Annotated in this window: 19 protein-coding genes; 13 read left to right on the top strand and 6 right to left on the bottom strand. The window is 61.4% G+C overall.

Going from position 1 to position 21,878, the window contains the following annotated elements; all coding sequences use genetic code 11:
• Nucleotides 1-22: 22 nt before the first annotated feature.
• Entirely contained in the window at nt 23-646 is a 624-nt protein-coding gene (locus FHX16_RS02295; RefSeq protein WP_016552527.1) for an LptA/OstA family protein, read from the bottom strand.
• A 13-nt stretch (nt 647-659) separates the two neighbouring features.
• Nucleotides 660-1,325 carry an LPS export ABC transporter periplasmic protein LptC gene (lptC, locus tag FHX16_RS02290; RefSeq protein ID WP_183860505.1) on the bottom strand — a complete coding sequence of 222 codons (666 nt, stop codon included), beginning with the start codon at nt 1,323-1,325 and terminating at the stop codon, nt 660-662.
• Nucleotides 1,326-1,536: 211 nt separating this feature from the next.
• Between lptC and sppA the strand changes: the two genes are divergently transcribed.
• The 4 genes from sppA to FHX16_RS02270 all read left to right on the top strand — a co-directional run bounded on the left by sppA (nt 1,537) and on the right by FHX16_RS02270 (nt 4,327).
• The gene (gene sppA, locus FHX16_RS02285) at nt 1,537-2,490 is read left to right on the top strand and encodes a signal peptide peptidase SppA (protein WP_183860507.1); all 954 of its coding nucleotides are present in this window, start codon (nt 1,537-1,539) and stop codon (nt 2,488-2,490) included.
• Nucleotides 2,491-2,516: 26 nt separating this feature from the next.
• Nucleotides 2,517-2,816, top strand: coding sequence for an integration host factor subunit beta (locus tag FHX16_RS02280; protein ID WP_003544934.1), 300 nt, complete (start codon nt 2,517-2,519; stop codon nt 2,814-2,816).
• 123 nt (nt 2,817-2,939) lie between these two features.
• Nucleotides 2,940-3,272, top strand: coding sequence for a lipopolysaccharide assembly protein LapA domain-containing protein (locus FHX16_RS02275; protein WP_183753204.1), 333 nt, complete (start codon nt 2,940-2,942; stop codon nt 3,270-3,272).
• 149 nt (nt 3,273-3,421) lie between these two features.
• Nucleotides 3,422-4,327 carry a S1C family serine protease gene (locus FHX16_RS02270; RefSeq protein WP_183753205.1) on the top strand — a complete coding sequence of 302 codons (906 nt, stop codon included), beginning with the start codon at nt 3,422-3,424 and terminating at the stop codon, nt 4,325-4,327.
• 18 nt (nt 4,328-4,345) lie between these two features.
• Here the strand turns inward: FHX16_RS02270 and FHX16_RS02265 are convergent, their stop codons facing one another.
• Nucleotides 4,346-4,819: a GNAT family N-acetyltransferase gene (locus FHX16_RS02265; protein ID WP_183860510.1), complete on the bottom strand. Its 474-nt coding sequence runs from the start codon at nt 4,817-4,819 to the stop codon at nt 4,346-4,348.
• A 9-nt stretch (nt 4,820-4,828) separates the two neighbouring features.
• A complete protein-coding gene (locus FHX16_RS02260; protein ID WP_183860512.1) occupies nt 4,829-5,281 on the bottom strand; it encodes a carbon monoxide dehydrogenase subunit G in 453 nt (150 codons plus the stop codon).
• Nucleotides 5,282-5,398: 117 nt separating this feature from the next.
• On the opposite strand from FHX16_RS02260, the gene FHX16_RS02255 reads away from it, so the two are divergent.
• The 5 genes from FHX16_RS02255 (at nt 5,399) to FHX16_RS02235 (ending at nt 11,166) form a co-directional block, all read left to right on the top strand.
• Nucleotides 5,399-6,505 (top strand): class I SAM-dependent methyltransferase, encoded by a 1,107-nt coding sequence (locus FHX16_RS02255; RefSeq protein ID WP_183860514.1) that lies wholly within the window; start codon nt 5,399-5,401, stop codon nt 6,503-6,505.
• Nucleotides 6,495-7,355, top strand: coding sequence for an RNA methyltransferase (locus tag FHX16_RS02250; RefSeq protein ID WP_183860516.1), 861 nt, complete (start codon nt 6,495-6,497; stop codon nt 7,353-7,355). The genes FHX16_RS02255 and FHX16_RS02250 overlap by 11 nt, the downstream gene beginning before the upstream one ends.
• A complete protein-coding gene (gene lspA, locus FHX16_RS02245) occupies nt 7,352-7,855 on the top strand; it encodes a signal peptidase II (RefSeq protein ID WP_183860518.1) in 504 nt (167 codons plus the stop codon). Before FHX16_RS02250 ends, lspA begins: the two co-directional genes overlap by 4 nt.
• A 55-nt stretch (nt 7,856-7,910) precedes the next feature.
• A complete protein-coding gene (locus FHX16_RS02240; protein ID WP_183860770.1) occupies nt 7,911-10,181 on the top strand; it encodes an ATP-binding protein in 2,271 nt (756 codons plus the stop codon).
• Between the two features lie 109 nt (nt 10,182-10,290).
• Nucleotides 10,291-11,166, top strand: a complete 876-nt coding sequence (locus FHX16_RS02235; RefSeq protein ID WP_183753217.1) for a GNAT family N-acetyltransferase — start codon at nt 10,291-10,293, stop codon at nt 11,164-11,166.
• Between the two features lie 54 nt (nt 11,167-11,220).
• Here the strand turns inward: FHX16_RS02235 and FHX16_RS02230 are convergent, their stop codons facing one another.
• A complete protein-coding gene (locus FHX16_RS02230) occupies nt 11,221-13,506 on the bottom strand; it encodes an NADP-dependent malic enzyme (protein WP_183860520.1) in 2,286 nt (761 codons plus the stop codon).
• 111 nt (nt 13,507-13,617) lie between these two features.
• Between FHX16_RS02230 and mutS the strand changes: the two genes are divergently transcribed.
• The 4 genes from mutS (at nt 13,618) to murJ (ending at nt 21,235) form a co-directional block, all read left to right on the top strand.
• On the top strand, nt 13,618-16,350 hold the full coding sequence (gene mutS / locus FHX16_RS02225) for a DNA mismatch repair protein MutS (RefSeq protein ID WP_183860522.1): 2,733 nt from the start codon (nt 13,618-13,620) through the stop codon (nt 16,348-16,350).
• A 3-nt stretch (nt 16,351-16,353) separates the two neighbouring features.
• Complete coding sequence (locus FHX16_RS02220; RefSeq protein WP_183860524.1) at nt 16,354-16,629, top strand: hypothetical protein; 276 nt, start codon at nt 16,354-16,356, stop codon at nt 16,627-16,629.
• Nucleotides 16,630-16,734: 105 nt separating this feature from the next.
• On the top strand, nt 16,735-19,644 hold the full coding sequence (locus tag FHX16_RS02215; protein ID WP_183860526.1) for a [protein-PII] uridylyltransferase: 2,910 nt from the start codon (nt 16,735-16,737) through the stop codon (nt 19,642-19,644).
• A 10-nt stretch (nt 19,645-19,654) separates the two neighbouring features.
• On the top strand, nt 19,655-21,235 hold the full coding sequence (murJ, locus tag FHX16_RS02210; RefSeq protein ID WP_259126401.1) for a murein biosynthesis integral membrane protein MurJ: 1,581 nt from the start codon (nt 19,655-19,657) through the stop codon (nt 21,233-21,235).
• Nucleotides 21,236-21,250: 15 nt separating this feature from the next.
• Here murJ and FHX16_RS02205 read toward each other — a convergent pair whose 3' ends face one another.
• Nucleotides 21,251-21,676 carry a DUF882 domain-containing protein gene (locus tag FHX16_RS02205; RefSeq protein ID WP_183753229.1) on the bottom strand — a complete coding sequence of 142 codons (426 nt, stop codon included), beginning with the start codon at nt 21,674-21,676 and terminating at the stop codon, nt 21,251-21,253.
• Nucleotides 21,677-21,878: the final 202 nt, after the last annotated feature.

Raw genomic sequence — 21,878 nt, 5'->3', positions numbered from 1 at the left:
ACTTCACGTGGTAAGGCCGGGGTCAGTTCTGTTTCTGTGACTTCGGATCAAGCTGGATCTGGACGCGCCCCCCGCAGCTGTCCAACTGTGCCTGACCTGTTTCCATGTGGACCGTCAACTGGCAGCCCGTAAAGACGTTCGGTCCATCGGTCAAGACAACCTTGTCCCCCTTGAGGATGAACAGCTGCTTGGCCATATCGAACGAACCGTTGTCGGCGGTCGCTGTCTGCGTGCCCGAGGTCAGGTACACCTTATCCGTGACCACGATGTGATCGATATCCGTGTTTCCCGATGAAATCGACGCCGAGGTGTTCTGGGCGGGTGCAGCCTTCTTGGCGCCAGCGGCCGGCGCCGCGTTGGGATCGGCCTTCGGCTTGTAATAGACCGTCATGTGGCCGGCCTGCAGCGTTGTCTTGCCTTGTACGACCTTCACATTGCCCGTGAAATCGGCCGTGTGCTCCTGATCGTGGATCTCCAGCTTGTCGCTCTCGATCTGAATCGGTTCGTCCCTGTTCAGCTTCAGGCCGTCCATTTGGCTGGTCGTTGCCTGCGCCAGGGCGCCTCCGGCCAACAGCAGCAGCGCGACCGCGCCATTGAAAAATACTGCTCCCGCCTTGCGGGTAGAAATGCGACAATCGTTTGTCATGGTGACCCGGCTGTTAAGTGCCCTGTTTGTGAATAGCGGACGGATCGACATTCATGCGTACATTCCCCTCGAATGTGATCGTCTGCCCCTTATCCGTCATCTTGATCGACTGCGCAACAATAGAGGCGCCATCTTTCTGAATACTTACGGGATCCTCGCTGGTGAGTTTCCCACCTTTGATATCCACCTTGGCGGTCTGGAACTTGGCCGTAAGGCCGTTGCTCAACAGAATGGCAAAGGGGGATCGAACATCGAGATTGTCGGTCGCGCGATCGTAGTCCGCAGACGTCGCTTCGACGCGAGCGATCAGGTCGTCCTTCATCGGCACCGCAGCCTTGATCTTCTCAAGCGTCATCAGGTTCGGATTCTTGATATCCTGGAGCGCCCGTTCGGCCAGCATCGAATAGTTGATCCCGTCCGAATTGCGGCCCGAGATGGCGGGCTTTTCCATTACGACCTTGCCGTTCTCGATCTTGGCGCCCTCGATCTTTATATTTTCCGGCAGATAGGTGCGGATAACAGACACACCAATAAAGACCAGCGACACCACGACGGCCGCCACCGGCAGAATGACCTTCAGGCGGCGTACACGTGCGGAATGGAAGCGCGCATCGACATAGGCGCCTCGCTTCGGCGCCGCATAGTCGGCCTTTCCGCTGGTGTTCAATGTATTGAGCATAACCTGGTCCATGTCCGTGATCGGGCAGCTTATATAGGCGTTGCCGCGCCCGATCACAGTTCGTTTCGCATTATTACACTGACTTGCCAATATGGATTTTTTTCTGCAACAAGCAACAAAGGCGCCGGAACGTGTAAAATCAACGTGTCCGAACGGCGCAATAGCCCTAAGGTTAGGGGTCGTGCGTGCTCGCCACCCCCTGGAGGAATTAATGGACAGTTCGATGATCGCCGATCGCCGCAGGCTTCGCCGCAAGGTCGGCTTCTGGCGCGTCGTCGCGGTGTTGCTGCTCGTGGCACTGGGCTTTGCCGCCTACAGCGCCTTCATCGGCGACGTCCCACGCAGCCGGCCACACGTCGCCCACGTGACCATTTCCGGACTGATCACCGATGATGACGAGTTGCTGGAGCGACTGAAGAAGATCGAAAAGAACGATGCGGTAAAGGCCGTCGTCGTCTCCATTTCCTCGCCCGGCGGCACGACCTATGGCGGTGAAAGGGTCTTCAAGGCTATCCGCGCCATCGCCGCCAAGAAACCCGTCGTCTCCGACGTGCGGACGCTGGCCGCTTCCGCCGGCTACATGATCGCGACTGCCGGCGACATGATTATTGCCGGCGACAGCTCGATCACCGGCTCGATCGGCGTGATCTTCCAATATCCGCAGGTCAAGCCGCTGCTGGACAAGATCGGCGTGTCGCTTGAAGAAATCAAATCCTCGCCCCTGAAGGCCGAACCCTCGCCGTTCCATCCGGCGAGCGAGGAGGCCAAGGCGATGATCAACAGTATGATCGTCGACAGCTATGGGTGGTTCGTCGATCTCGTCGCCGAGCGGCGCAAGCTGCCGCGTGATGAGGTGCTAAAACTGGCGGATGGCACGATTTTCACCGGGCGTCAGGCCTTGAAGGCCAAGTTGATCGATCAGATCGGCGGGGATGACGAGATCCGCGCCTACCTGGAGACGCGCAAGGTCAGCAAGAGCCTACCGGAGGTCGATTGGGACAAGCGAAGCAGCACACCCTTCCTGCTCGCAGACAGCGCATCTCAAATCCTGACACTGCTCGGCTACGACAATCTTGCCAAGGCGCGGGACCTTGGTGGAATTCTGCCCCAAAAGTTGCTCCTTGACGGGCTCCTTTCAGTTTGGCAGGTTGGCAATGACCAATAAGAAATCAATAATTTAAGGGGGCAGAAGTGATCAAGTCCGAACTGGTGCAGATTGTTGCAGCTCGCAACCCGCATCTTTACCATCGCGATGTCGAAAATATCGTCAACGCGGTGCTCGACGAGATCACCGATGCGCTCGCGGCGGGCAACCGCGTCGAGCTGCGCGGTTTCGGTGCCTTCTCGGTCAAAAATCGCCCTTCCCGTTCCGGCCGCAATCCGCGCACCGGCGATACCGTTTTCGTCGAGGAGAAGTGGGTTCCCTTCTTCAAGACCGGCAAAGAGCTGCGCGAGCGTCTCAACCCGGGACAGGCCGACGAAGAGGATTGATCCTCGCGATCACGACTGCCTGCGGCAAGCCTGCACTTGAACTTGGCTCTCGGCCCACTATCCTGCTGACCAGATCAAAGCGCTACGCCAAAGGCGGTGGGCGTTGAAATACGGAGGCCGAGCATGGCGAAAAAGATCACCAACCTATTGATTTTGCTGCCACTCGGAATCATCCTCATTGTCTTCTGCGTCGCCAACAGGCAGGTGGTTACGCTCGCATTCAATCCCTTCCTGCCGGAAGACCGCGTGCTCTCGCTGTCGGCGCCATTCTTTGTATTCATCTTTATCGCGCTGATCATCGGCATGGTCGTCGGTTCGGCTGCCACCTGGTTCAACCAGAGCAAATATCGCAAGCGCGCTCGCACCGAGGCTAAGGAAGCGGTTCGCTGGCAGGCAGAGGCGGATCGGCACAAAAACCGCGCCGAGGAAATTGCCGGACAGCTGCCGTCGCGGTGACAGCTCGCCCGAAGCGAGGCTGAAATTCGGCGGGGCAAGCACTTGCAGCCATCGCCCCAGCTTCATAGCTATACAAAGTAGACCCGCTGCACATCTGCTAGGCACAGTCGTTCTACGACACACGCGCGGCGCCTTGCGAGGATGAGACCATGAATATCGACGAAATCCTGCGGTCAGTCGTGGCCGTCCGCTCATCAATTCCCGAAGACGCCTTTACAGCAGGCACACTTGGCACACGCCGCGAAGGCAGCGGCGTCGTGATCAACTCATCCGGGCTGGTCCTCACCATTGGCTACCTGATCACCGAAGCCGAGGAAGTCTGGCTGACGACGCTTGACGGGCGGGTGATCGCAGCCCATCCGCTCGCGTATGATCAGGAGACCGGGTTCGGCCTGCTGCAGGCTCTCGGCGACCTCGGCCTGCCGGCCCTGGAATTCGGAAGCGGGACCGGAGCCGGCCTCGGTGATCCCGTCGTATTGGCGGATGGCATCGGCCAATTCGTGGAGGCGAGGATCGTTGCAAAGCAGGAATTCGCCGGCTACTGGGAATATCTTCTGGATGAGGCAATCTTCACCACGCCTGCGCACCCGTCCTGGGGCGGCGCCGCCCTGATTGATGCCGAGGGCAAGCTGCTTGGGATCGGTTCGCTGCGTTTGCAGATGAGCCAGAACGGCGAGGTCGCCGACATCAACATGATCGTGCCGATCAACCTGCTTCCACCAATTCTGGACGACCTGATGACGCGCGGGCGCGTCAACAAACCGCCGCGGCCGTGGCTTGGAGCCTTCTCGGCGGAAAGCAACGGCGATGTGATCGTGATGAGCGTCGCTGAAGGCAGCCCCGCGGATACCGCCGGCCTGCGGCGAGGTGACATCATTTCCGAAATCCGCGATGGCGAAGTCGATGGACTTGCCGATTTCTATCGCAAGGTCTGGAGCAGCGGTCCGGCGGGCGCGGAAATCCCGATGCGCGTGCTGCGTGATGGCCGGGAGGCGTGGCTGCGCATCAGGTCCGCCGACCGCAATCAGTTCCTGAAAAAGCCGCAGTTGCAATAGGGTCGGAGACGCGTGGTTCTACGCGTCTGGATAAAAACTCATCTCCTCGTAGTCGCCTTCCGCCGATGTGCCTGATCCGGTGACGACGAACCCTTTCGAACAATAGAAGGCCTTGGCGCGGTTGTTCTTCACCAGGCATTTCAAGCGATACTTGTTATGCGGCCAATCGGGGAGCGCCGCGAGCAGCGCGGCACCGGCGCCCTGCCCCTGCCAGGATCTGCTGACATAGAGCATGTGAATGAAATCGTCCGGCGGCCACAACGTCATGAAGCCGGCGATTTCGCCGTTTGGCGCCTCCGCGAGCCACAGATGTTCGCCCTGTGTGTGGGCCCTGAAATCATCGTGGCGGAAGCTGGCTGGATCGACCCACGCAAAGGTCTCGCGGCGCACGGCGAGATAAATGTCTGCCAGAGTTTCCAGATCCGATTCCCGTGGCGATCTGATCGTCCACTTGACGGATTGCGGCTGCGTCTGAACGGAGAGATCTGTCAATTCCGACCCTTATTCTGCGGCTTTGGCACTGACGGCGGCGTTGAAACTCGAGAAGAACTGCTGCGCCAGCTTCGTGGAGGTCGAGTCGATCAGTCGTGCGCCGAGCTGCGCGATCTTTCCACCGACCTGGGCTTTTGCTTCGTACTGCAGGACCGTTTCGTTGCCCTCGTCCTTCAGCACCACATCGGCGCCACCCTTGGCAAAGCCGGCGATACCACCTTTGCCTTCGCCTGAGATCGTGTAGCTTTCCGGCGCGTTGATATTGGAAAGCGTGACCTCTCCGTTGAAGGTTGCCGAAACCGGACCGATCTTGATCTTGACCACAGCCGTCAGCTCGGTTGGGGACTTCATTTCCAGGCTCTGACAGCCCGGAATGCACTGCTTCAATATCTCCGGGTCATTGAGCGCTGCCCATACGACATCGCGAGGCGCGGTAATCCGTTCTTCGCCGGTCAAGTCCATCCGAAATCCTCCCATTTCGACCTGCCTCAATTTATCACAGCCCGAAAGCGCTTTGCCAAGGTGAAACAGGATGCTATTTGCACGAGTTCTATCGAATTGAAGCACGCGGAAAATCACGTGAGACAGAAAGAACGCCGGCCTGGCCAGAAATCCGCCGCCGGCCCCTCGGGCGGACGCCGCCCTGACGATCGCGGCCAGCGGCCGATAAAGCCGGCAGCGAAGCCAGCGCCAGTTCGTGAGAAGGTGCGCGAACCGGCTTCCGTGCCGACGGCAATCGACCGGCCGCTGATGGTGCGCACTGGCGAACGTCCGGCTGAACGCGTGCCCGTTATCCTCGAGTCCCTCGGCGCAGGCGACTTCCATCTGATCGACAGTGGCAATGGCGAGAAACTGGAGCAATACGGCCCCTACCGGATCGTGCGCCCGGAGGGCCAGGCATTGTGGCAGCCGTCCTTGCCGAAACAGGCCTGGGAGAAAGTCGATGCCGTCTTCACCGGCGACACCGACGAGGAAGGCACCGGGCGCTGGCGCTTTCCCAAGGAAGCGCTCGGCGAGACTTGGCCGCTTAATCTGCTCGGCGTCGATTTTCTCGGCCGCTTCACCTCTTTCCGCCACGTCGGCGTCTTTCCCGAGCAGATCGCCCACTGGACCTGGATGAAACAGCAGGTCGAGGCCGCCAAGCGGCCATTGAAGGTTCTGAACCTGTTCGGCTACACCGGTGTCGCCTCGCTCGTCGCCGCCGCTGCGGGCGCCGAGGTTACGCATGTCGATGCTTCCAAGAAAGCGATCGGCTGGGCACGCGAAAACCAGGCGATGAGCGGACTGGAAAAGGCGCCGATCCGCTGGATCTGCGAAGACGCGATGAAGTTCATCCTGCGGGAAGAACGCCGCGGCAACACCTACGACATCATCCTCACTGATCCGCCAAGCTTCGGCCGCGGCCCGAACGGCGAGGTTTGGCATCTTTTCGCCCACCTACCGCTAATGCTCGACATCTGCCGCGAAATCCTGTCTCCGAAGGCTGTCGGGCTCGTGCTGACCGCCTATTCGATCCGCGCCAGCTTCTATTCGATCCACGAACTGATGCGCGAGACCATGCGCGGGGCCGGCGGTGTCGTCGAATCCGGCGAGCTTGTCATTCGCGAGGCCGGGCTGGACGGCAATAGGCCGGGCCGCGCCCTTTCCACCTCTCTCTTCTCCCGTTGGTACCCAAATGAGCCATGAACACAGGGGCCACGGCCCGCATAAGGTCGGGCACGTGAAAGAGGTCACTTCGCTCGCCAATCCTATCATCAAGGACATCAAGGCGCTTAGCGACAAGAAAAACCGCGAGCAGAGCGGTACCTTCATGGCCGAAGGGCTGAAGCTTGTCATCGATGCCATTGAACTCGGCTGGACAATCCGCACCCTCGTTTACGCCAAGGCAGCCAAGGGCAAGCCGCTGGTCGAGCAGATGGCGGCAAAGACCGTCGCCTCGGGTGGCCTGGTGCTCGAGGTCAGCGAGAAGGTGATCTCCTCGATCACCCGCCGCGACAATCCGCAGATGGTGGTCGGCATCTTCGAAAGCCGCTGGAAGCCATTGCGCGAGATCCACCCGAAGCCAGGCGAAACCTGGATTGCCCTCGACCGCGTGCGCGACCCCGGCAATCTCGGCACGATCATTCGCACCGCGGATGCTGCCGGCGCCTCCGGCGTCATCCTCGTCGGCGAAACGACTGATCCCTTCTCGCTGGAAACGGTGCGCGCCACCATGGGCTCGGTGTTTGCCGTTCCCGTTGCACGCGCCACGGCGGAAGAATTTATCGCCTGGAAGAAGCACGCCGGCGTTTCCGTCGTCGCGACGCACCTGGCCGGATCGGTCGACTACCGCACGATCGACTACAAGAAGAAGCCGGTGGTGATCCTGATGGGCAACGAGCAGTCTGGGCTGCCCGAGCATCTTGCAAAGGAAGCCGATGCGCTTGCCCGTATTCCGCAGCAGGGCCGCGCCGACTCCCTCAATCTTGCCGTCGCCAGCGCCGTCATGCTCTTCGAGGCACGGCGTCACCTTCTCTCACTCGACGAGGCCAAATGACCGAACAGACGCTAGAGCGCCCGACGCTGTTTGCCAGGCCGCTGCCGATCCTGATCTTCATCGTCATTGCCGTCGTGCTTGACCAGATCGTCAAGATCGTCGTCGACCGTACGCTGCCACTTCAGGAGCCGGTGCATCTAATCCCGATGCTGGCGCTCTACCGGACGTACAATCTCGGCGTCGCCTTCTCGATGCTCTCTGGCATGGACGGGTGGTTCATCGTCGGCATGCGCCTTGTTATCGTCGCTTTCGTCATCTGGCTCTGGCACCGCACTGGCAAGCAGCGCACCTTTGCTCATCTCGGCTATGCGCTGATCATCGCCGGCGCGCTCGGCAACCTGATCGACCGGTTCCTCTACGGGCATGTGATCGATTACATCCTGTTTCATACCGAGACATGGTCGTTCGCCGTCTTCAACCTAGCCGACAGTTTTATCACGATCGGCGCGGGATGCGTGATTCTTGACGAGCTGATACAACCTAAAAACGCAGACCGTTAAAATCCTAGCGATTTGCTGAAGGCATTTGGAACCGCCGTTGTGCTATCCCGCGACCATGCAAAGTCTCGGTCAATTGCACGAAAGACTTGCCGCCGCATTTGGGCGGCGTACCGCTCGTCGCCATGGCGCGTGGATTTTGGATGCTGTTGACCCGCAAACCGGGCTCGTTTCGCCACAACCCCATCGTCGCCGGATAGGCCGCAAGCTTCTGTCATGGTGGTTGGGCGGACTTGGGCTTGTTGCCGGTCTGATCCTCATTGCCATATCCAAAGCCGGTATTTCCCCGGTGCTTTCGATAGGGCTTGGCGTTGCCGCCCTATCCGCCATGGCCCTTCTTGCAGTCTTTTCGGCCACCAAACGGAGAAGCACGCGGAGCCCCTCGACTGGCGTTTCTCCCGCGTGGAGCCAAGGCGCGGTTCTCTTCGCCGATATCCATGACGCGCTTGGCGACATTACCGTCACACGCAGCATGGACCGGCGCATCGTCGGCGCCAACGAGATGTTCCGTCGGCTGACCGGTCGCCTCAATCCGGAAGGGCTGACCTGTGAGGAGATCGGGATCGCCTTTCGTCCGGGTCCCGCACCGCACCGCTTCGAGGTGGAGATCTCGACGCCTGAGGGCCAGCGCATCTACGTCTGGCGCGACGTCGTGACCCGCGATCCCGGCGACGGACGGCTGTTGCTGCAGAGCATCGCCCGCGATGTGACCGAAGAACGGCTAACAGCGCAGTCCCGCGAAGAGGCGCGGCAGAAAGCCGAATATAACAGTGCCGCGAAATCGCGGCTGCTTGCGACCGTCAGCCATGAAATCCGCACGCCACTTTCGGGCATCCTCGGCATGACGCACCTGCTGAGCGAGACCCGTCTGACCCAGGAACAGCAGAACTACCTCACCGGCATTCGCCAATCCGGCTATGCACTGACGCAACTGGTCGAGGACCTGCTCGATTTCTCGACGATTGAGGTCGGTCGTTTTCAGCTCCGTCCCCGGGCAGAATCTCTGCGCAAGCTGCTCGAGAGCGTGGTCGAGATGCTCGCCCACCGCGCCCACGAAAAGGGCATCGAGATCGGCGCAACCGTTTCCTCCGACCTGCCGGAACTGATGAGCTTCGATCCGGCACGCCTACGTCAGGTCCTGTTCAACGTCATCGGCAATGCCGTTAAATTCACGCAGGCGGGTGGCGTATTCGTGCGGGCATCCCAGCAGGGCAATGGTGTGCTGATCAGCGTCAACGACACCGGCCCCGGCATGACCGAGGAAGAACAGAACCGCATCTTCGGTGAATTCGAGCAGGGCGGAAGCACGGTCGACAAGAGTGCCGGGACGGGACTTGGTCTGTCGATCTCTGCCCGCATCATGCGCGAGTTCGGCGGCTCGCTCGCGGTCTCGAGCGAAAGAGGCACCGGCAGCGAGTTCAGCATCCGCTTTCCGATCGACATTCCGGAGGAAAACCGCGCGCGCCGGAATACGGTGCTTGCCGGCAGCGTCGTCCTGCTGCTGGCGCCACCCGGCGCGGCGTGCTTGGCGATTTCTGAGACGATCACAACGCTCGGCGGCGATTGCCACCTGGTCACTGATGGCGAGAGCGCGCATGCGATGCTGCTTGCCATGACGGCGCGCGGATGCCGGCCAACGGACATTATCGTCGACCACCGCATGTCGGGAGAATTTGCCGACCACCTCGCCGATCGCGCGGAAATCGCTGCACTGGGGCTGCGCAAGATCTTCCTGGTCAACCCCGAGGAGCGCAACGCCCATGCGCTCGACCTCTTCGACGCATGGCTGATACGGCCGCTGCGAGAGCAGTCGCTGATCGACGTATTGCGCGGCAGGATGCGCGGCATGGAGAAGCGTGACGCTCTGAACGACAACCAGCCTGGATTCAGCGTCGTCATCCCGGAGGCGGGCATCCAGAGCGGGCTGCGAATCCTGTTGGCCGAAGACGACCCGATCAACGCGATGCTCATTCGCGCCATGTTGGAGAAAGCCGGCCATACCGTCCAGCATGTCGACCACTTCGAAACGCTTCTCGACTGCGCGCTGTCGGAAGGAAGCGCACGCCCCGATATCGTCATCAGCGATCTTTCCATGCCGGGCGGCGATGGCATCGACATGCTTGGCCGGCTACGCGGACATGAGCGCCGGCTTGATGTTCCCCCGGTCCCGATCATCGTGCTGACCGCCGACAAGCGCGACGAATCCCGTAGACAGGTCTTGCTGAATGGCGCAAACCGCGTCATGGTAAAGCCAGTTGACCCGATAAGGTTGCTGACGGAAGTCCAAGCCGTTGCTGCGCTTTCGGCCCGCCGCGCGGAAGCACGGTAACCACCGAGAGACCGGCACGCTGCTTAAGTGTGACGGCGACATGATGTCACTTTCCTGTCGTACATAAGTGTTTTATGGCGTGTCAAAAGCCGGCAACGGGAGAATCGCCATGTCCGCAGACGCTTTCAATTGTGCCGCCGTCGCCGAGGTTCATCGGCCGTCGAGCACGCTTGCGCCAAAGGAAGGCGACATTCTCGGCCGCATCGGCAATCTCGAGACCCGCCTCGCCCGTAGTTCCAGCGAGATCGACGCCGCACAGGCCGTTCGCTTCCGTGTCTTCGTCGAAGAAATGGGTGCCGAGCTTTCACAGGAAGCCATGCGCCGCAAACGCGATTTCGATTCCTACGATGCGTTCTGCGACCATTTGCTCGTGCTCGACCGCTCGATCGAGGGCGACAGCGAGGACCAGATCGTTGGCACCTATCGCCTGCTCCGGCAGGAAGTTGCCATGGCAAACGGCGGCTTTTACTCGGCTTCGGAATTCGCCATCGACGAGCTGCTGGCCCGCCACCCGGATAAGCGGTTCATGGAACTCGGCCGCTCTTGCGTGCTGCCTGATTACCGCACCAAGCGTACGGTCGAGCTTCTGTGGCAGGGCAACTGGGCCTATGCGCTGAAGCATGGCATGAGCGCCATGTTCGGCTGCGCGTCCTTCCCGGGTATCCATCCGGAAAGCCATGCGCTGGCACTTTCCTTCCTGCATCACAACGTCGCCGCCAAGGACGAGTGGGCGGTCAGCGCCCTTCCGCATCTGGCTCGCGATATGGATCTGATGCCGGCCGAAGCCGTCAACCCGAAGCGGGCCCTGATGGCACTGCCGCCGCTGATCAAGGGTTATCTGCGCCTTGGCGCCATGGTCGGTTCGACCGCCGTGGTCGACAAGGCCTTCAACACGACGGATGTTCTGATCGTCCTGCCGATATCAAGCATCTCCGATCGCTACCTAAACTATTACGGCGCCGACGCCGGACGGTTCGCGAGCTGATTTCAAACGGATGAAAAGACGGAGCGGGAGGATGCCTCCCGCTCCGTCTTTATTTCACGATCCGGCCGTGTAGGCCGCGATCGCCGCCATGTTGACAATATCGGAATCCTTCGCGCCCATCGAGGTGATCTGAACGGCCTTGTCGAGACCGACGAGGATCGGGCCGATGACGGTCGAACCGCCGAGTTCCTGCAGCATCTTCGTTGAGATCGCTGCCGAATGGAAAGCCGGCATGACCAGCACATTGGCCGGCCCTGACAGACGGCAGAACGGATACTGCTCCATCACCCTGCGGTTCAGCGCCACGTCAGCCGCCATCTCGCCGTCATACTCGAAATCAAGGCGACGCTTGTCGAGGATCTTTACAGCCTCGCGCACACGCTCGGAGCGTTCGCCCGACGGGTGGCCGAAGGTCGAATAGGCCAGCATGGCAACACGCGGCTGATAGCCCATGCGACGCGCAAAGCCTGCGGCCTCGACAGCGATATCAGCGAGCTCCTCGGCGTTCGGCATGTCATGAACCGCCGTATCGGCGACGAACACTGTTCGGCCGCGGCAGAGCGCAATCGATACGCCGATCACGCGGTGCCCCGGCTTCATATCGATGCAGCGGCGCACGTCTTCGAGCGCCGTCGAATAGTTGCGGGTGATACCGGTGACCATTCCGTCGGCGTCGCCAAGCGCCACCATGCAGGCGGCGAAGTGGTTGCGGTCCTGGTGGATCAGGCGCTGGGCATCGCGATGCAGGTAGCCCTTGCGCTGCAAGCGCGCATAGAGATAGTCGACATAGGTTTCGACGCGGGTGGAGATGCGCGCGTTGACGATTTCCAGCCCCGGCCGATTGAGATCGATACCGGCGCGTTCCGCGGTCGCTTGAATCAGGTCCTCGCGGCCAAGCAGGATTGCCGTCCCGAGTTCCTGGTTGGCATAGGACATTGCTGCGCGCATGACCTGCTCTTCTTCCGCTTCCGCAAAAACCACCCGCTTCGGGCGGCGGCGTACGCGCTCGTAAAGGCTCGCCAAGGTCGAGGCGATGGGATCGCGACGGGCGGACAGCTCGCGGGCATAAACTGCCATGTCGGCGATCGGCTTGCGGGCGACGCCGCTATCCATCGCTGCCTGCGCCACGGCAACTGGGATCGCCGAGATCAGCCGCGGATCGAACGGCACCGGAATGATGTACTGCGCGCCGAAGCGCGGGCGGTTGCCCTGGTAGGCGGCAACGACATCGTCAGGCACGTCCTCGCGGGCGAGGTTTGCCAGCGCCTCGACGGCCGCAATTTTCATGGCGTCGTTGATCGTGGTCGCACGAACATCGAGCGCGCCGCGGAAGATATAGGGAAAGCCGAGAACGTTGTTGACCTGGTTCGGATAGTCTGAGCGACCGGTTGCCATGATGGCATCGTCGCGGACGCGCGCGACCTCTTCCGGGGTAATTTCCGGATCGGGGTTGGCCATGGCAAAAATGATCGGACGATCGGCCATGGAGCGGATCATCGTCTCCGAGAAGGCTCCCTTCTGCGAGAGGCCGAAGACGACATCCGCGCCCTTCATGGCCTCCTCGAGCGTGCGTGCCTTGGTCTTGACCGCATGCGCCGATTTCCATTGGTTCATGCCCTCAGTGCGGCCCTGATAGATCACACCCTTGGTATCGCAAAGAACGATATTCTCGGGGGCGAAGCCCATCGCCTTGATCAGTTCGACGCAGGCGATGGCGGCGGCACCGGCACCATTGCAGACGAGCTTCGTCGTCTTCAGGTCGCGACCGGTCAATTCCAGCGCGTTGATGAGGCCGGCAGCCGCGATGATCGCCGTCCCGTGCTGGTCGTCATGGAAAACAGGAATGTCCATCAGCTCGCGCAGGCGCTGCTCGATGATGAAGCAGTCGGGCGCCTTGATGTCTTCGAGATTGATGCCGCCGAAGGAAGGTCCGAGGAAACGCACGCAATTGATGAATTCGTCGACATTCTCGGTGTCGACTTCGAGGTCGATCGAGTCGACGTCGGCAAAGCGCTTGAAGAGCACCGACTTGCCCTCCATCACTGGCTTCGAAGCCAGTGCGCCGAGATTGCCGAGGCCGAGGATCGCCGTGCCGTTGGAGATGACCGCAACCATGTTGCCGCGCGTGGTGTAATCATAGGCGGTCGCCGGATCGGCGGCGATTGCCTTCACCGGAACGGCCACACCAGGCGAATAGGCAAGCGACAGATCGCGCTGCGTCGCCATCGGCTTCGTGGCGTTGATCTCCAGCTTTCCGGGCCGCCCCATGGCGTGGAACTCAAGAGCCTCGTTGTCGGTTACAGATGTAACCGGCCGCTGCTTCTTCTCGGTATCGGGCATTTTTCCTCCAACGTCTTGTGGGTGACGCCTTGCTCTTCCTCAATCGCAGTTGTCATCTATAGCGGCGGGCAGCTAGGGTTGGCACCTCTTTTTTGGAAAAAATGCATCTCCGTGAACGAACGAATAGACACTGGAATAGAAGCCTTTTCGGCTGCCGAACTGGCCACGGAAGAAAGCCGTGCCTCGGCAACGCCGATGATGGAGCAATTCATCGAGATCAAGGCCAACAACCCTGACTCGCTGCTGTTCTATCGCATGGGCGATTTCTACGAGCTGTTCTTCGAGGATGCGCTGGACGCTTCGCGTGCGCTCGGCATCACGCTCACCAAGCGCGGCCAGCACATGGGGCAGGACATCCCGATGTGCGGCGTGCCGGTGCATGCGGCCGACGACTATCTGCAGAAACTCATTGGACTCGGCTTCCGGGTTGCCGTCTGCGAGCAGGTTGAAGACCCGGCCGAGGCCAAGAAACGTGGCTCGAAATCGGTGGTGAAGCGCGACGTGGTCCGCCTGGTGACGCCGGGCACGATCACCGAGGAAAAGCTGCTTTCACCATCGGAATCGAACTATCTGATGGCACTTACCCGGATTCGCGCCGGCGCCGAGCCTGTGCTGGCGCTTGCGTGGATCGACATTTCGACCGGGATTTTCCGGCTGGCCGAGACTGAAGGCTCGCGGCTGCTTGCCGATATCCTGCGTATCGACCCGCGCGAACTGATCGTGCCCGATACTATCTTTCACGATCCCGAACTGAAGCCTGTTTTCGACGTGCTGGGTCGCACCGCCGTTCCGCAGCCGGCTGTGCTCTTCGACAGTGCCACGGCCGAAGGGCGGATCGCACGCTACTTCAATGTCTCGACACTCGACGGCTTCGGCACCTTTTCGCGTGCCGAGCTTGCTGCCGCTGCTGCGGCCGTCGCCTATGTCGAGAAGACGCAGATCGCCGAACGGCCACCGCTCGGACGGCCGGAGCGCGAGAGCGGCGCGTCCACGCTGTTCATCGATCCGGCGACCCGCGCCAACCTCGAACTTGCCCGCACGCTGTCAGGCGATCGCAACGGCTCCCTGCTGAAGGCGATCGACCGCACCGTCACCGGTGGCGGAGCACGGTTGCTTGCCGAACGGCTGATGTCGCCGCTGACCGATCCCGTCCGCATCAATGAGCGTCTGGATTCCATCGGCTTCCTGATGGAGGAGCCGTCGCTTTGTGGCGACCTGCGCCACCATCTCAAGCATGTTCCGGACATGCCGCGCGCGCTCTCGCGCCTGGCGCTCGACCGTGGCGGGCCCCGCGACCTTGCCGCCATCCGCCAAGGTCTGAATGCTGCGGGCGATATCGGTCGGCTGTTGTCCGACGCGCTGCTGCCGGAAGAACTGCAGCTTGCGCTTTCCAGCCTTCAGGCCCTGCCCTCCGGCCTTGCGATACTGCTTTCCGAGACGCTCGGCGACGAGTTGCCGCTATTGAAGCGCGATGGCGGCTTCCTGCGCGACGGTGCCAATACCGAACTTGACGAGGTCAGGGCGCTTCGCGATCAATCGCGTCGGGTGATTGCCGGCCTGCAGCTGCAATATGCCGAGGAAACCGGCATCAAGTCGCTGAAGATCAAGCACAACAATATCCTTGGCTACTTCATCGAGGTGACCGCCGGCAATGCCGGGCCGATGACCGATACGCCCGAGGCCAAGGGGCGCTTCATCCACCGCCAGACGATGGCGAACGCGATGCGCTTCACGACGACCGAGCTTGCTGATCTGGAAAGCCGGATCGCCAATGCGGCCGACAAGGCGCTCGCGATCGAACTGGCGGCCTTCGACCGCATGACGGATTCCGTCGTAGCCGAAGCGGAGGCAATCAAGGCGGGCGCCCGCGCACTGGCCGTCATCGACGTTGCTGCTGGCCTGGCGCTGCTTGCCGACGAACAGGCCTACTGCCGACCACTCGTCGATGGCTCGAAGATGTTTGCGATCGAGGGCGGCCGCCATCCGGTGGTCGAACAGGCGCTCAGGCGGCAATCGTCAGGCCCGTTCGTCGCCAACAACTGCGATCTCTCGCCCGTTTCCGACGGCAAGGATGGCGCGATCTGGCTGCTGACCGGCCCGAACATGGGCGGTAAGTCGACCTTCCTGCGCCAGAACGCGCTGATCGCGATCCTCGCGCAGATGGGGTCCTTCGTGCCGGCCACCTCGGCCCATATCGGCATCGTCGACCGGCTGTTCTCGCGTGTCGGCGCCTCTGACGATCTGGCGCGCGGTCGCTCGACCTTCATGGTCGAAATGGTCGAGACGGCGGCGATCCTCAACCAGGCGACCGACCGTTCCCTGGTCATTCTCGATGAAATCGGCCGTGGCACCGCAACCTTCGACGGCCTCTCCATCGCCTGGGCCGCCGTCGAGCATCTGCACGAAGCAAACCGCTGCCGCGGTCTCTTCGCAACCCACTTCCACGAACTCACGGTGCTTTCGGAAAAGCTTGCGCGGCTATCAAATGCGACGATGCGCGTGAAGGAGTGGGACGGCGACGTGATCTTCCTGCACGAAGTCGGTCCCGGTGCCGCCGATCGCTCCTACGGCATCCAGGTCGCCCGGCTTGCCGGCTTGCCGGCTTCCGTAGTGTCCCGCGCCCGCGATGTGCTGACGCGGCTCGAGGACGCCGACCGCAAGAACCCGGCAAGCCAGCTCATCGACGACCTGCCACTCTTCCAAGTGGCAGTGCGCCGCGAGGATTCCAATCGCGGTCCCTCGAAGGTCGAGGAAGCATTGAAGGGCATGAGCCTCGACGACATGACCCCACGCGAAGCCATGGACGCGCTCTACGAGCTCAAGAAGAAGCTGAAGCAGGGCTGACCGATGTTCATGGACCGGCTGTTCAACGAGACCCAAAGGCTTGCGGCGATCTTCAGCGCGCTTGAAGCGCTGCGGCTTGCCGACGAGCGCGGCAATCCGCGTGGCTGGGCCTCGCCGTTCGGCCTGCTGCAAATCATCCGCTGCTGCGCCAGGATTCTGGAACTCTCCTCCTGTGTCGCCAAAGCCGGCTACCGCGAGTGCGACCAAGAGACCCTGGAGGCGATCACCAGCGAAACGCGGCAGGTGCTCTATTCCGTGCGGGCGCAGATCGCCGCCTGATGGGTTGAAGCCGCAGGTTTCAGGCGCGGCAACACCTTTTCGCCAAAATTAAACGTTCTGCAGTAGGAAAGCCCGTGTCATCGGTGGGCAAAGAGGCTATAGCGCATGCAGACGAAACGAGAGGTGCAGCACGAAGCGGCTGCCCCGCGCGAAGAGGAAGCCGCCCCGCGCATGGCGACGACGAACGAAATCGATTTCTCCGATATCCTCGACACCGACTATCTCCGGAAGATGTGCGACGCGGTCGCCGAGGCCAACAAGACTCGGCCCGACGTCATGCGGTCGGATCTGCTGGCGATCCTCAAAAAGGCGAGCAGCGAGGGTCGGCAGAAGGCGCGCGAGCTGCTTTCGGCCGATGGCAGCGGCATCAATTGCGCCCGCCGGATTTCCTGGCTGCAGGACCAGATCATCACGGTTCTCTACGAGTTCGTCTGCGCGCACGTCTTCCCGAAGCAGAAGGACAAGTTCGCCGTCACCGCCGTCGGCGGCTATGGCCGCGACACGCTGGCGCCGGGCTCCGACATCGACCTCCTGTTCCTGTTCCAGCCGAAGCCGGCGGAGGAAACGCACAAGGCGGTCGAATTCATGCTCTATGTCCTCTGGGACATGGGCTTCAAGGTCGGCCATGCCACGCGCACCTTGGAAGAGTGCATCGCACTGTCGAAGTCCGACATGACTATCCGTACGGCTATCCTCGAGATGCGCTACATCTGCGGCCTGCGCGCGCTGGAAACGCAGCTTGAGACGCGTTTCGACAAGGAAATCGTCACCGGCACCGGCCCCGAATTCATCGCCGCCAAGCTTGCCGAGCGTGACGAGCGCCACCGCAAGGCCGGCGATACGCGCTATCTGGTCGAGCCGAACGTCAAGGAAGGCAAGGGCGGCCTGCGCGACCTGCACACGCTCTTCTGGATCTCGAAATACTATTATCACGTCCGCGACACGGCTGAGCTCGTGCCGCTCGGCGTCCTCTCCAAGCACGAGTATCACCTGTTCCAGAAGGCGGACGACTTCCTCTGGGCGGTGCGCTGCCACATGCATTTCCTGACCGGCAAGGCAGAGGAGCGGCTGTCCTTCGACATCCAGCGCGAGATTGCCGAAGCACTCGGATACCATGCGCGCCCTGGCCTTTCGGCCGTTGAGCGTTTCATGAAGCACTATTTTCTTGTCGCCAAGGATGTCGGCGACCTGACGCGCATTCTCTGCGCGGCGCTCGAGGATCAGCAGGCGAAGTCGACGCCGGGTCTGACCGGCGTCATCAGCCGCTTCGCACACCGCAGCCGCAAGATCGCCGGCAGCACCGAGTTCGTCGAGGATCGTGGCCGCATCGCGCTTGCAAGCCCCGATGTGTTCAAGCGGGATCCGATCAGCATCATTCGACTGTTCCATGTCGCCGATATCAACGGGCTGGAATTCCATCCGGACGCACTGAAGCGCGTCACCCGCTCGCTCAGCCTCATCGACAACAATCTGCGCGAGAACGACGAGGCAAACCGCCTCTTCATGTCGATCCTGACCTCGAAGCGCGACCCGGCGCTGATCCTGCGCCGTATGAACGAAGCCGGCGTGCTCGGCCGCTTCATCCCGGAGTTCGGGAAGATCGTCGCGATGATGCAGTTCAACATGTACCACCACTATACGGTGGACGAGCATCTGATCCGCACCGTCGACGTGCTCTCGGAAATCGACAAGGGCAAGGCAGACGATCTGCATCCGCTTGCCAACAAACTGATGCCCGGCATTGAAGACCGCGAGGCGCTCTATGTCGCGGTGCTGCTGCACGACATTGCCAAGGGCCGCCAGGAGGACCATTCGATTGCCGGCGCCCGCGTCGCCCGCAAGCTTTGCGCTCGCTTTGGTCTGTCGCAGAAGCAGACGGAGATGGTCGTCTGGCTGATCCAGGAGCATCTGGCGATGTCGATGGTCGCGCAGACCCGCGACCTGACCGACCGCAAGACAATCACCGACTTTGCCGATGTGGTGCAGTCGCTTGACCGGCTGAAGATGCTGCTGATCCTGACGATCTGCGACATCCGCGCCGTCGGCCCCGGCGTCTGGAATGGCTGGAAGGGCCAGCTGCTGCGCACACTCTACTACGAAACCGAACTGCTGCTTGCCGGCGGCTTCTCGGAAGTGTCGCGCAAGGAGCGCGCCAACTTCGCGGCCGAAGCGCTTTACAATGCGCTCTCCGACTGGAGCCAGAAGGACCGCAAGATCTACAGCAAGCTGCACTATCAGCCCTACCTGCTCTCGGTTCCGCTGGAAGACCAGGTGCGGCACGCCGGCTTCATCCGCCAGGCGGACAAGGCGGGCCAGGCGCTGGCGACGATGGTGCGCACCGACAGTTTCCACGCGATCACCGAGATCACCGTGCTCTCGCCGGACCATCCGCGCCTTCTTGCCGTCATCGCCGGTGCGTGCGCGGCGGCGGGGGCCAACATCGTCGATGCGCAGATCTTCACGACCTCGGACGGCCGCGCGCTCGATACCATCCATGTCAGCCGCGAGTTCAAGGACGACGCCGACGAGCTGCGTCGTGCCGGCACGATCGGGCGTATGATCGAAGACGTGCTTTCCGGCCGCAAGCGGCTGCCCGAGGTAATTGCGACACGGACCAAGAACCGCAAGAAGAGCAAGGCCTTCGTCATCCCGCCGTCGGTCAACATCTCCAACAGCCTGTCGAACAAGTTCACCGTCATCGAGGTCGAATGCCTTGACCGGCCGGGCCTGCTCTCGGAAATCACCGCGGTTCTCTCGGACCTTTCGCTCGACATTCAATCGGCGCGGATCACCACCTTCGGCGAGAAGGTGATCGACACCTTCTACGTGACCGACCTCGTCGGCCAGAAGATCTCGGGCGACAGCAAGCGCGCCAACATCACCGCACGCCTCAAGGCCGTCATGGCCGAGGAACAGGACGAACTGCGCGAACGGATGCCTTCCGGCATCATCGCGCAACCGACTCCTGTCCGGGCCGCGATGCAGACAGACAAGAAGGCGGATTCGCCCGCATGAGCCCAATCGCATGAGCCTCGTCAGAAAATTCGCCACCGTCGGCGGCGCCACCCTCGGCAGCCGCATCTTCGGCTTTGCCCGTGAAACGCTGATGGCCGCGGCCCTCGGCACCGGCCCGATGGCCGACGTCTTCTATGCCGCTTTCCGGTTTCCGAACCTTTTCCGACGGCTCTTCGCCGAAGGTGCGTTCAACGCCGCCTTCGTGCCGCTGTTTGCCAAGGAAATCGAAGCGAACGGCACTGACGGAGCCAAGCGCTTCTCCGAGGAAGTCTTCGGCGTGCTGTTTTCGGTGCTGCTGCTCATCACCATCGTGATGGAACTCTGCATGCCGCTGCTCGTGCGCTTCGTCATCGCGCCGGGCTTTGCCGACGATGCGGAAAAATTCTCGATTACCGTCCGCATGGCGGCGGTGATGTTCCCCTATCTGATGTGCATGTCTCTGACGGCGATGATGAGCGGGATGCTGAACTCGCTGCATCACTTCTTCGCCGCAGCCATCGCCCCGGTTTTCCTCAACGTGGTGATGATCGGGGCGCTGTTTTACGCGCTCTACACCGGCGCTGAACCGCTGCAGACAGCCTGGTATCTCTCCTGGGGCGTGCTCGTCGCGGGCATCCTACAGCTCGTCGTCGTCTATCTCGGCGTCCTGCATGCCGGCATGAGCATCGGGTTACGCTTTCCCCGCATTACGCCGAACGTCAAGCGGCTGCTGATCCTCGCGGTGCCTGCCGCCGTCACCGGTGGCATCACCCAGATCAACCAGATGATCGGCCAGGCGATTGCCTCCAGCAAGGAGGGTGCGATCGCCGCGCTTCAATATGCGGACCGCATCTACCAGCTGCCGCTCGGCGTCGTCGGCGTTGCCGTCGGCGTGGTGCTGCTGCCGGAATTGGCGCGCGCGCTTAAGGGCGGCAATCTGCGCGAGGCGGCGAACTTGCAGAACCGGTCGATGGAATTCGTTCTGTTCCTGACAATCCCGGCCGCCTTTGCGCTCTGGATCCTCTCCGACGAGATCATCCGCGTCCTTTATGAACGTGGCGCCTTCCATCAGGAAAACACGGCGATCGTCGGCTCCATCCTCGCGGTCTATGGCGTCGGTCTCCCTGCCTTCGTACTGATCAAGGCGCTGCAGCCGGGTTTCTATGCGCGCGAGGACACCAGGACGCCGATGCGTTTTTCCGCCGTTGCCGTTGGCGTCAACTGTGCGACGGCTTTGACGCTGTTCCCGTTCATCGGCGCTCCCGGCATTGCGGTTGCGGAAGCAACGGCAGGCTGGATCAGCACCGTGCTTCTGTTCACGACTTTGCTGCGCCGCGGTCACCTCATCTGGGAATGGGCGCTGGCGCGGCGTGCGGCGCTGCTGGTCGTCTCCGCGGCCGTCATGGGCGCAGTCATCATGTACCTTCAGCACCGCTGGGAGCCGTGGCTTGCCTCGAGCGCGCATTTGGCGACGAAGGTCGGCACGCTCGGCCTTCTGATCGTCATCGCCATGGCTGTCTACTTCGCGACAGCCTTCCTGATCGGCGGCGCGAACCTCGGCATGATCCGTCGCAACCTGAACCGCAAGCCGACCGCAAAGGTGGACGGCTAAGCGGTCCGGCATGCTTCAGCAATAGGTCCATCGTCGGCTGGGGCCGATGTCGACATGCACTATCCCGTTGCAGTAGCGGCCTATCCCGCCGATGCCGGGAGCCGAAGCGGCAATCGCGATGATCGTTCGTTCGGATACCCCGGGAATTCGAATGTCCGCGGCAGCGCAACTGCGATGCTGGGAATGCGATCGACCACGCGAGCGAAACCCGGAGGTTACGATCGGGCGGCGACCGGTCTTAGCGGCTATGTAGGTGAGAATGCCGCGCAGCTGCGGCGGGAAGCAGTTCGCCTGAACGCTGACGGTCTGCAGCGAGTAGGCGAGCGTTTCTTTGTGTTTGAGCGACGGGATTGTCACTCTTCTGACATTCTGCGCGTCGGCGCTGTCGAAACACGACAGACAGAACAGGCCGGCGAGTGCGATGGAAAATGCGGATTGCATGGTTCCCCTCCCCTCGAAATACGCCGCGGTGGCGCAATTTTTGGCGAATGGAAAGATCTCCCTAAAAATGGCCTTTTTGTGAAATTGTTTACCTACCGTTACGGAACATCGCCATAATTTACTGCTAATTGATAGGTTAGAAATACCTCAAAAGAGGTACGAATTTTCTGCTCGCAGTTTGTGAGACATATTCACAAAAAAA

The sequence above is a fragment of the Rhizobium sp. BK661 genome, from assembly GCF_024808825.1.
GTDB lineage: Bacteria > Pseudomonadota > Alphaproteobacteria > Rhizobiales > Rhizobiaceae > Rhizobium.
Note: the sequence above shows the minus strand (reverse complement) of the source record. Positions and strands in the feature narration are given on the sequence as shown.

Excerpts from the sequence above, each read along its gene's own strand:
- FHX16_RS02295 (WP_016552527.1), bottom strand. The coding sequence starts at position 646 with ATGACAAACGATTGTCGCATTTCTACCCGCAAGGCGGGAGCAGTATTT.
- lptC (WP_183860505.1), bottom strand. The coding sequence starts at position 1,325 with ATGCTCAATACATTGAACACCAGCGGAAAGGCCGACTATGCGGCGCCG.
- sppA (WP_183860507.1), top strand. The coding sequence starts at position 1,537 with ATGGACAGTTCGATGATCGCCGATCGCCGCAGGCTTCGCCGCAAGGTC.
- FHX16_RS02275 (WP_183753204.1), top strand. The coding sequence starts at position 2,940 with ATGGCGAAAAAGATCACCAACCTATTGATTTTGCTGCCACTCGGAATC.
- FHX16_RS02270 (WP_183753205.1), top strand. The coding sequence starts at position 3,422 with ATGAATATCGACGAAATCCTGCGGTCAGTCGTGGCCGTCCGCTCATCA.
- FHX16_RS02260 (WP_183860512.1), bottom strand. The coding sequence starts at position 5,281 with ATGGACTTGACCGGCGAAGAACGGATTACCGCGCCTCGCGATGTCGTA.
- FHX16_RS02250 (WP_183860516.1), top strand. The coding sequence starts at position 6,495 with ATGAGCCATGAACACAGGGGCCACGGCCCGCATAAGGTCGGGCACGTG.
- lspA (WP_183860518.1), top strand. The coding sequence starts at position 7,352 with ATGACCGAACAGACGCTAGAGCGCCCGACGCTGTTTGCCAGGCCGCTG.
- FHX16_RS02240 (WP_183860770.1), top strand. The coding sequence starts at position 7,911 with ATGCAAAGTCTCGGTCAATTGCACGAAAGACTTGCCGCCGCATTTGGG.
- FHX16_RS02235 (WP_183753217.1), top strand. The coding sequence starts at position 10,291 with ATGTCCGCAGACGCTTTCAATTGTGCCGCCGTCGCCGAGGTTCATCGG.
- FHX16_RS02230 (WP_183860520.1), bottom strand. The coding sequence starts at position 13,506 with ATGCCCGATACCGAGAAGAAGCAGCGGCCGGTTACATCTGTAACCGAC.
- FHX16_RS02220 (WP_183860524.1), top strand. The coding sequence starts at position 16,354 with ATGTTCATGGACCGGCTGTTCAACGAGACCCAAAGGCTTGCGGCGATC.
- FHX16_RS02215 (WP_183860526.1), top strand. The coding sequence starts at position 16,735 with ATGCAGACGAAACGAGAGGTGCAGCACGAAGCGGCTGCCCCGCGCGAA.
- murJ (WP_259126401.1), top strand. The coding sequence starts at position 19,655 with ATGAGCCTCGTCAGAAAATTCGCCACCGTCGGCGGCGCCACCCTCGGC.
- FHX16_RS02205 (WP_183753229.1), bottom strand. The coding sequence starts at position 21,676 with ATGCAATCCGCATTTTCCATCGCACTCGCCGGCCTGTTCTGTCTGTCG.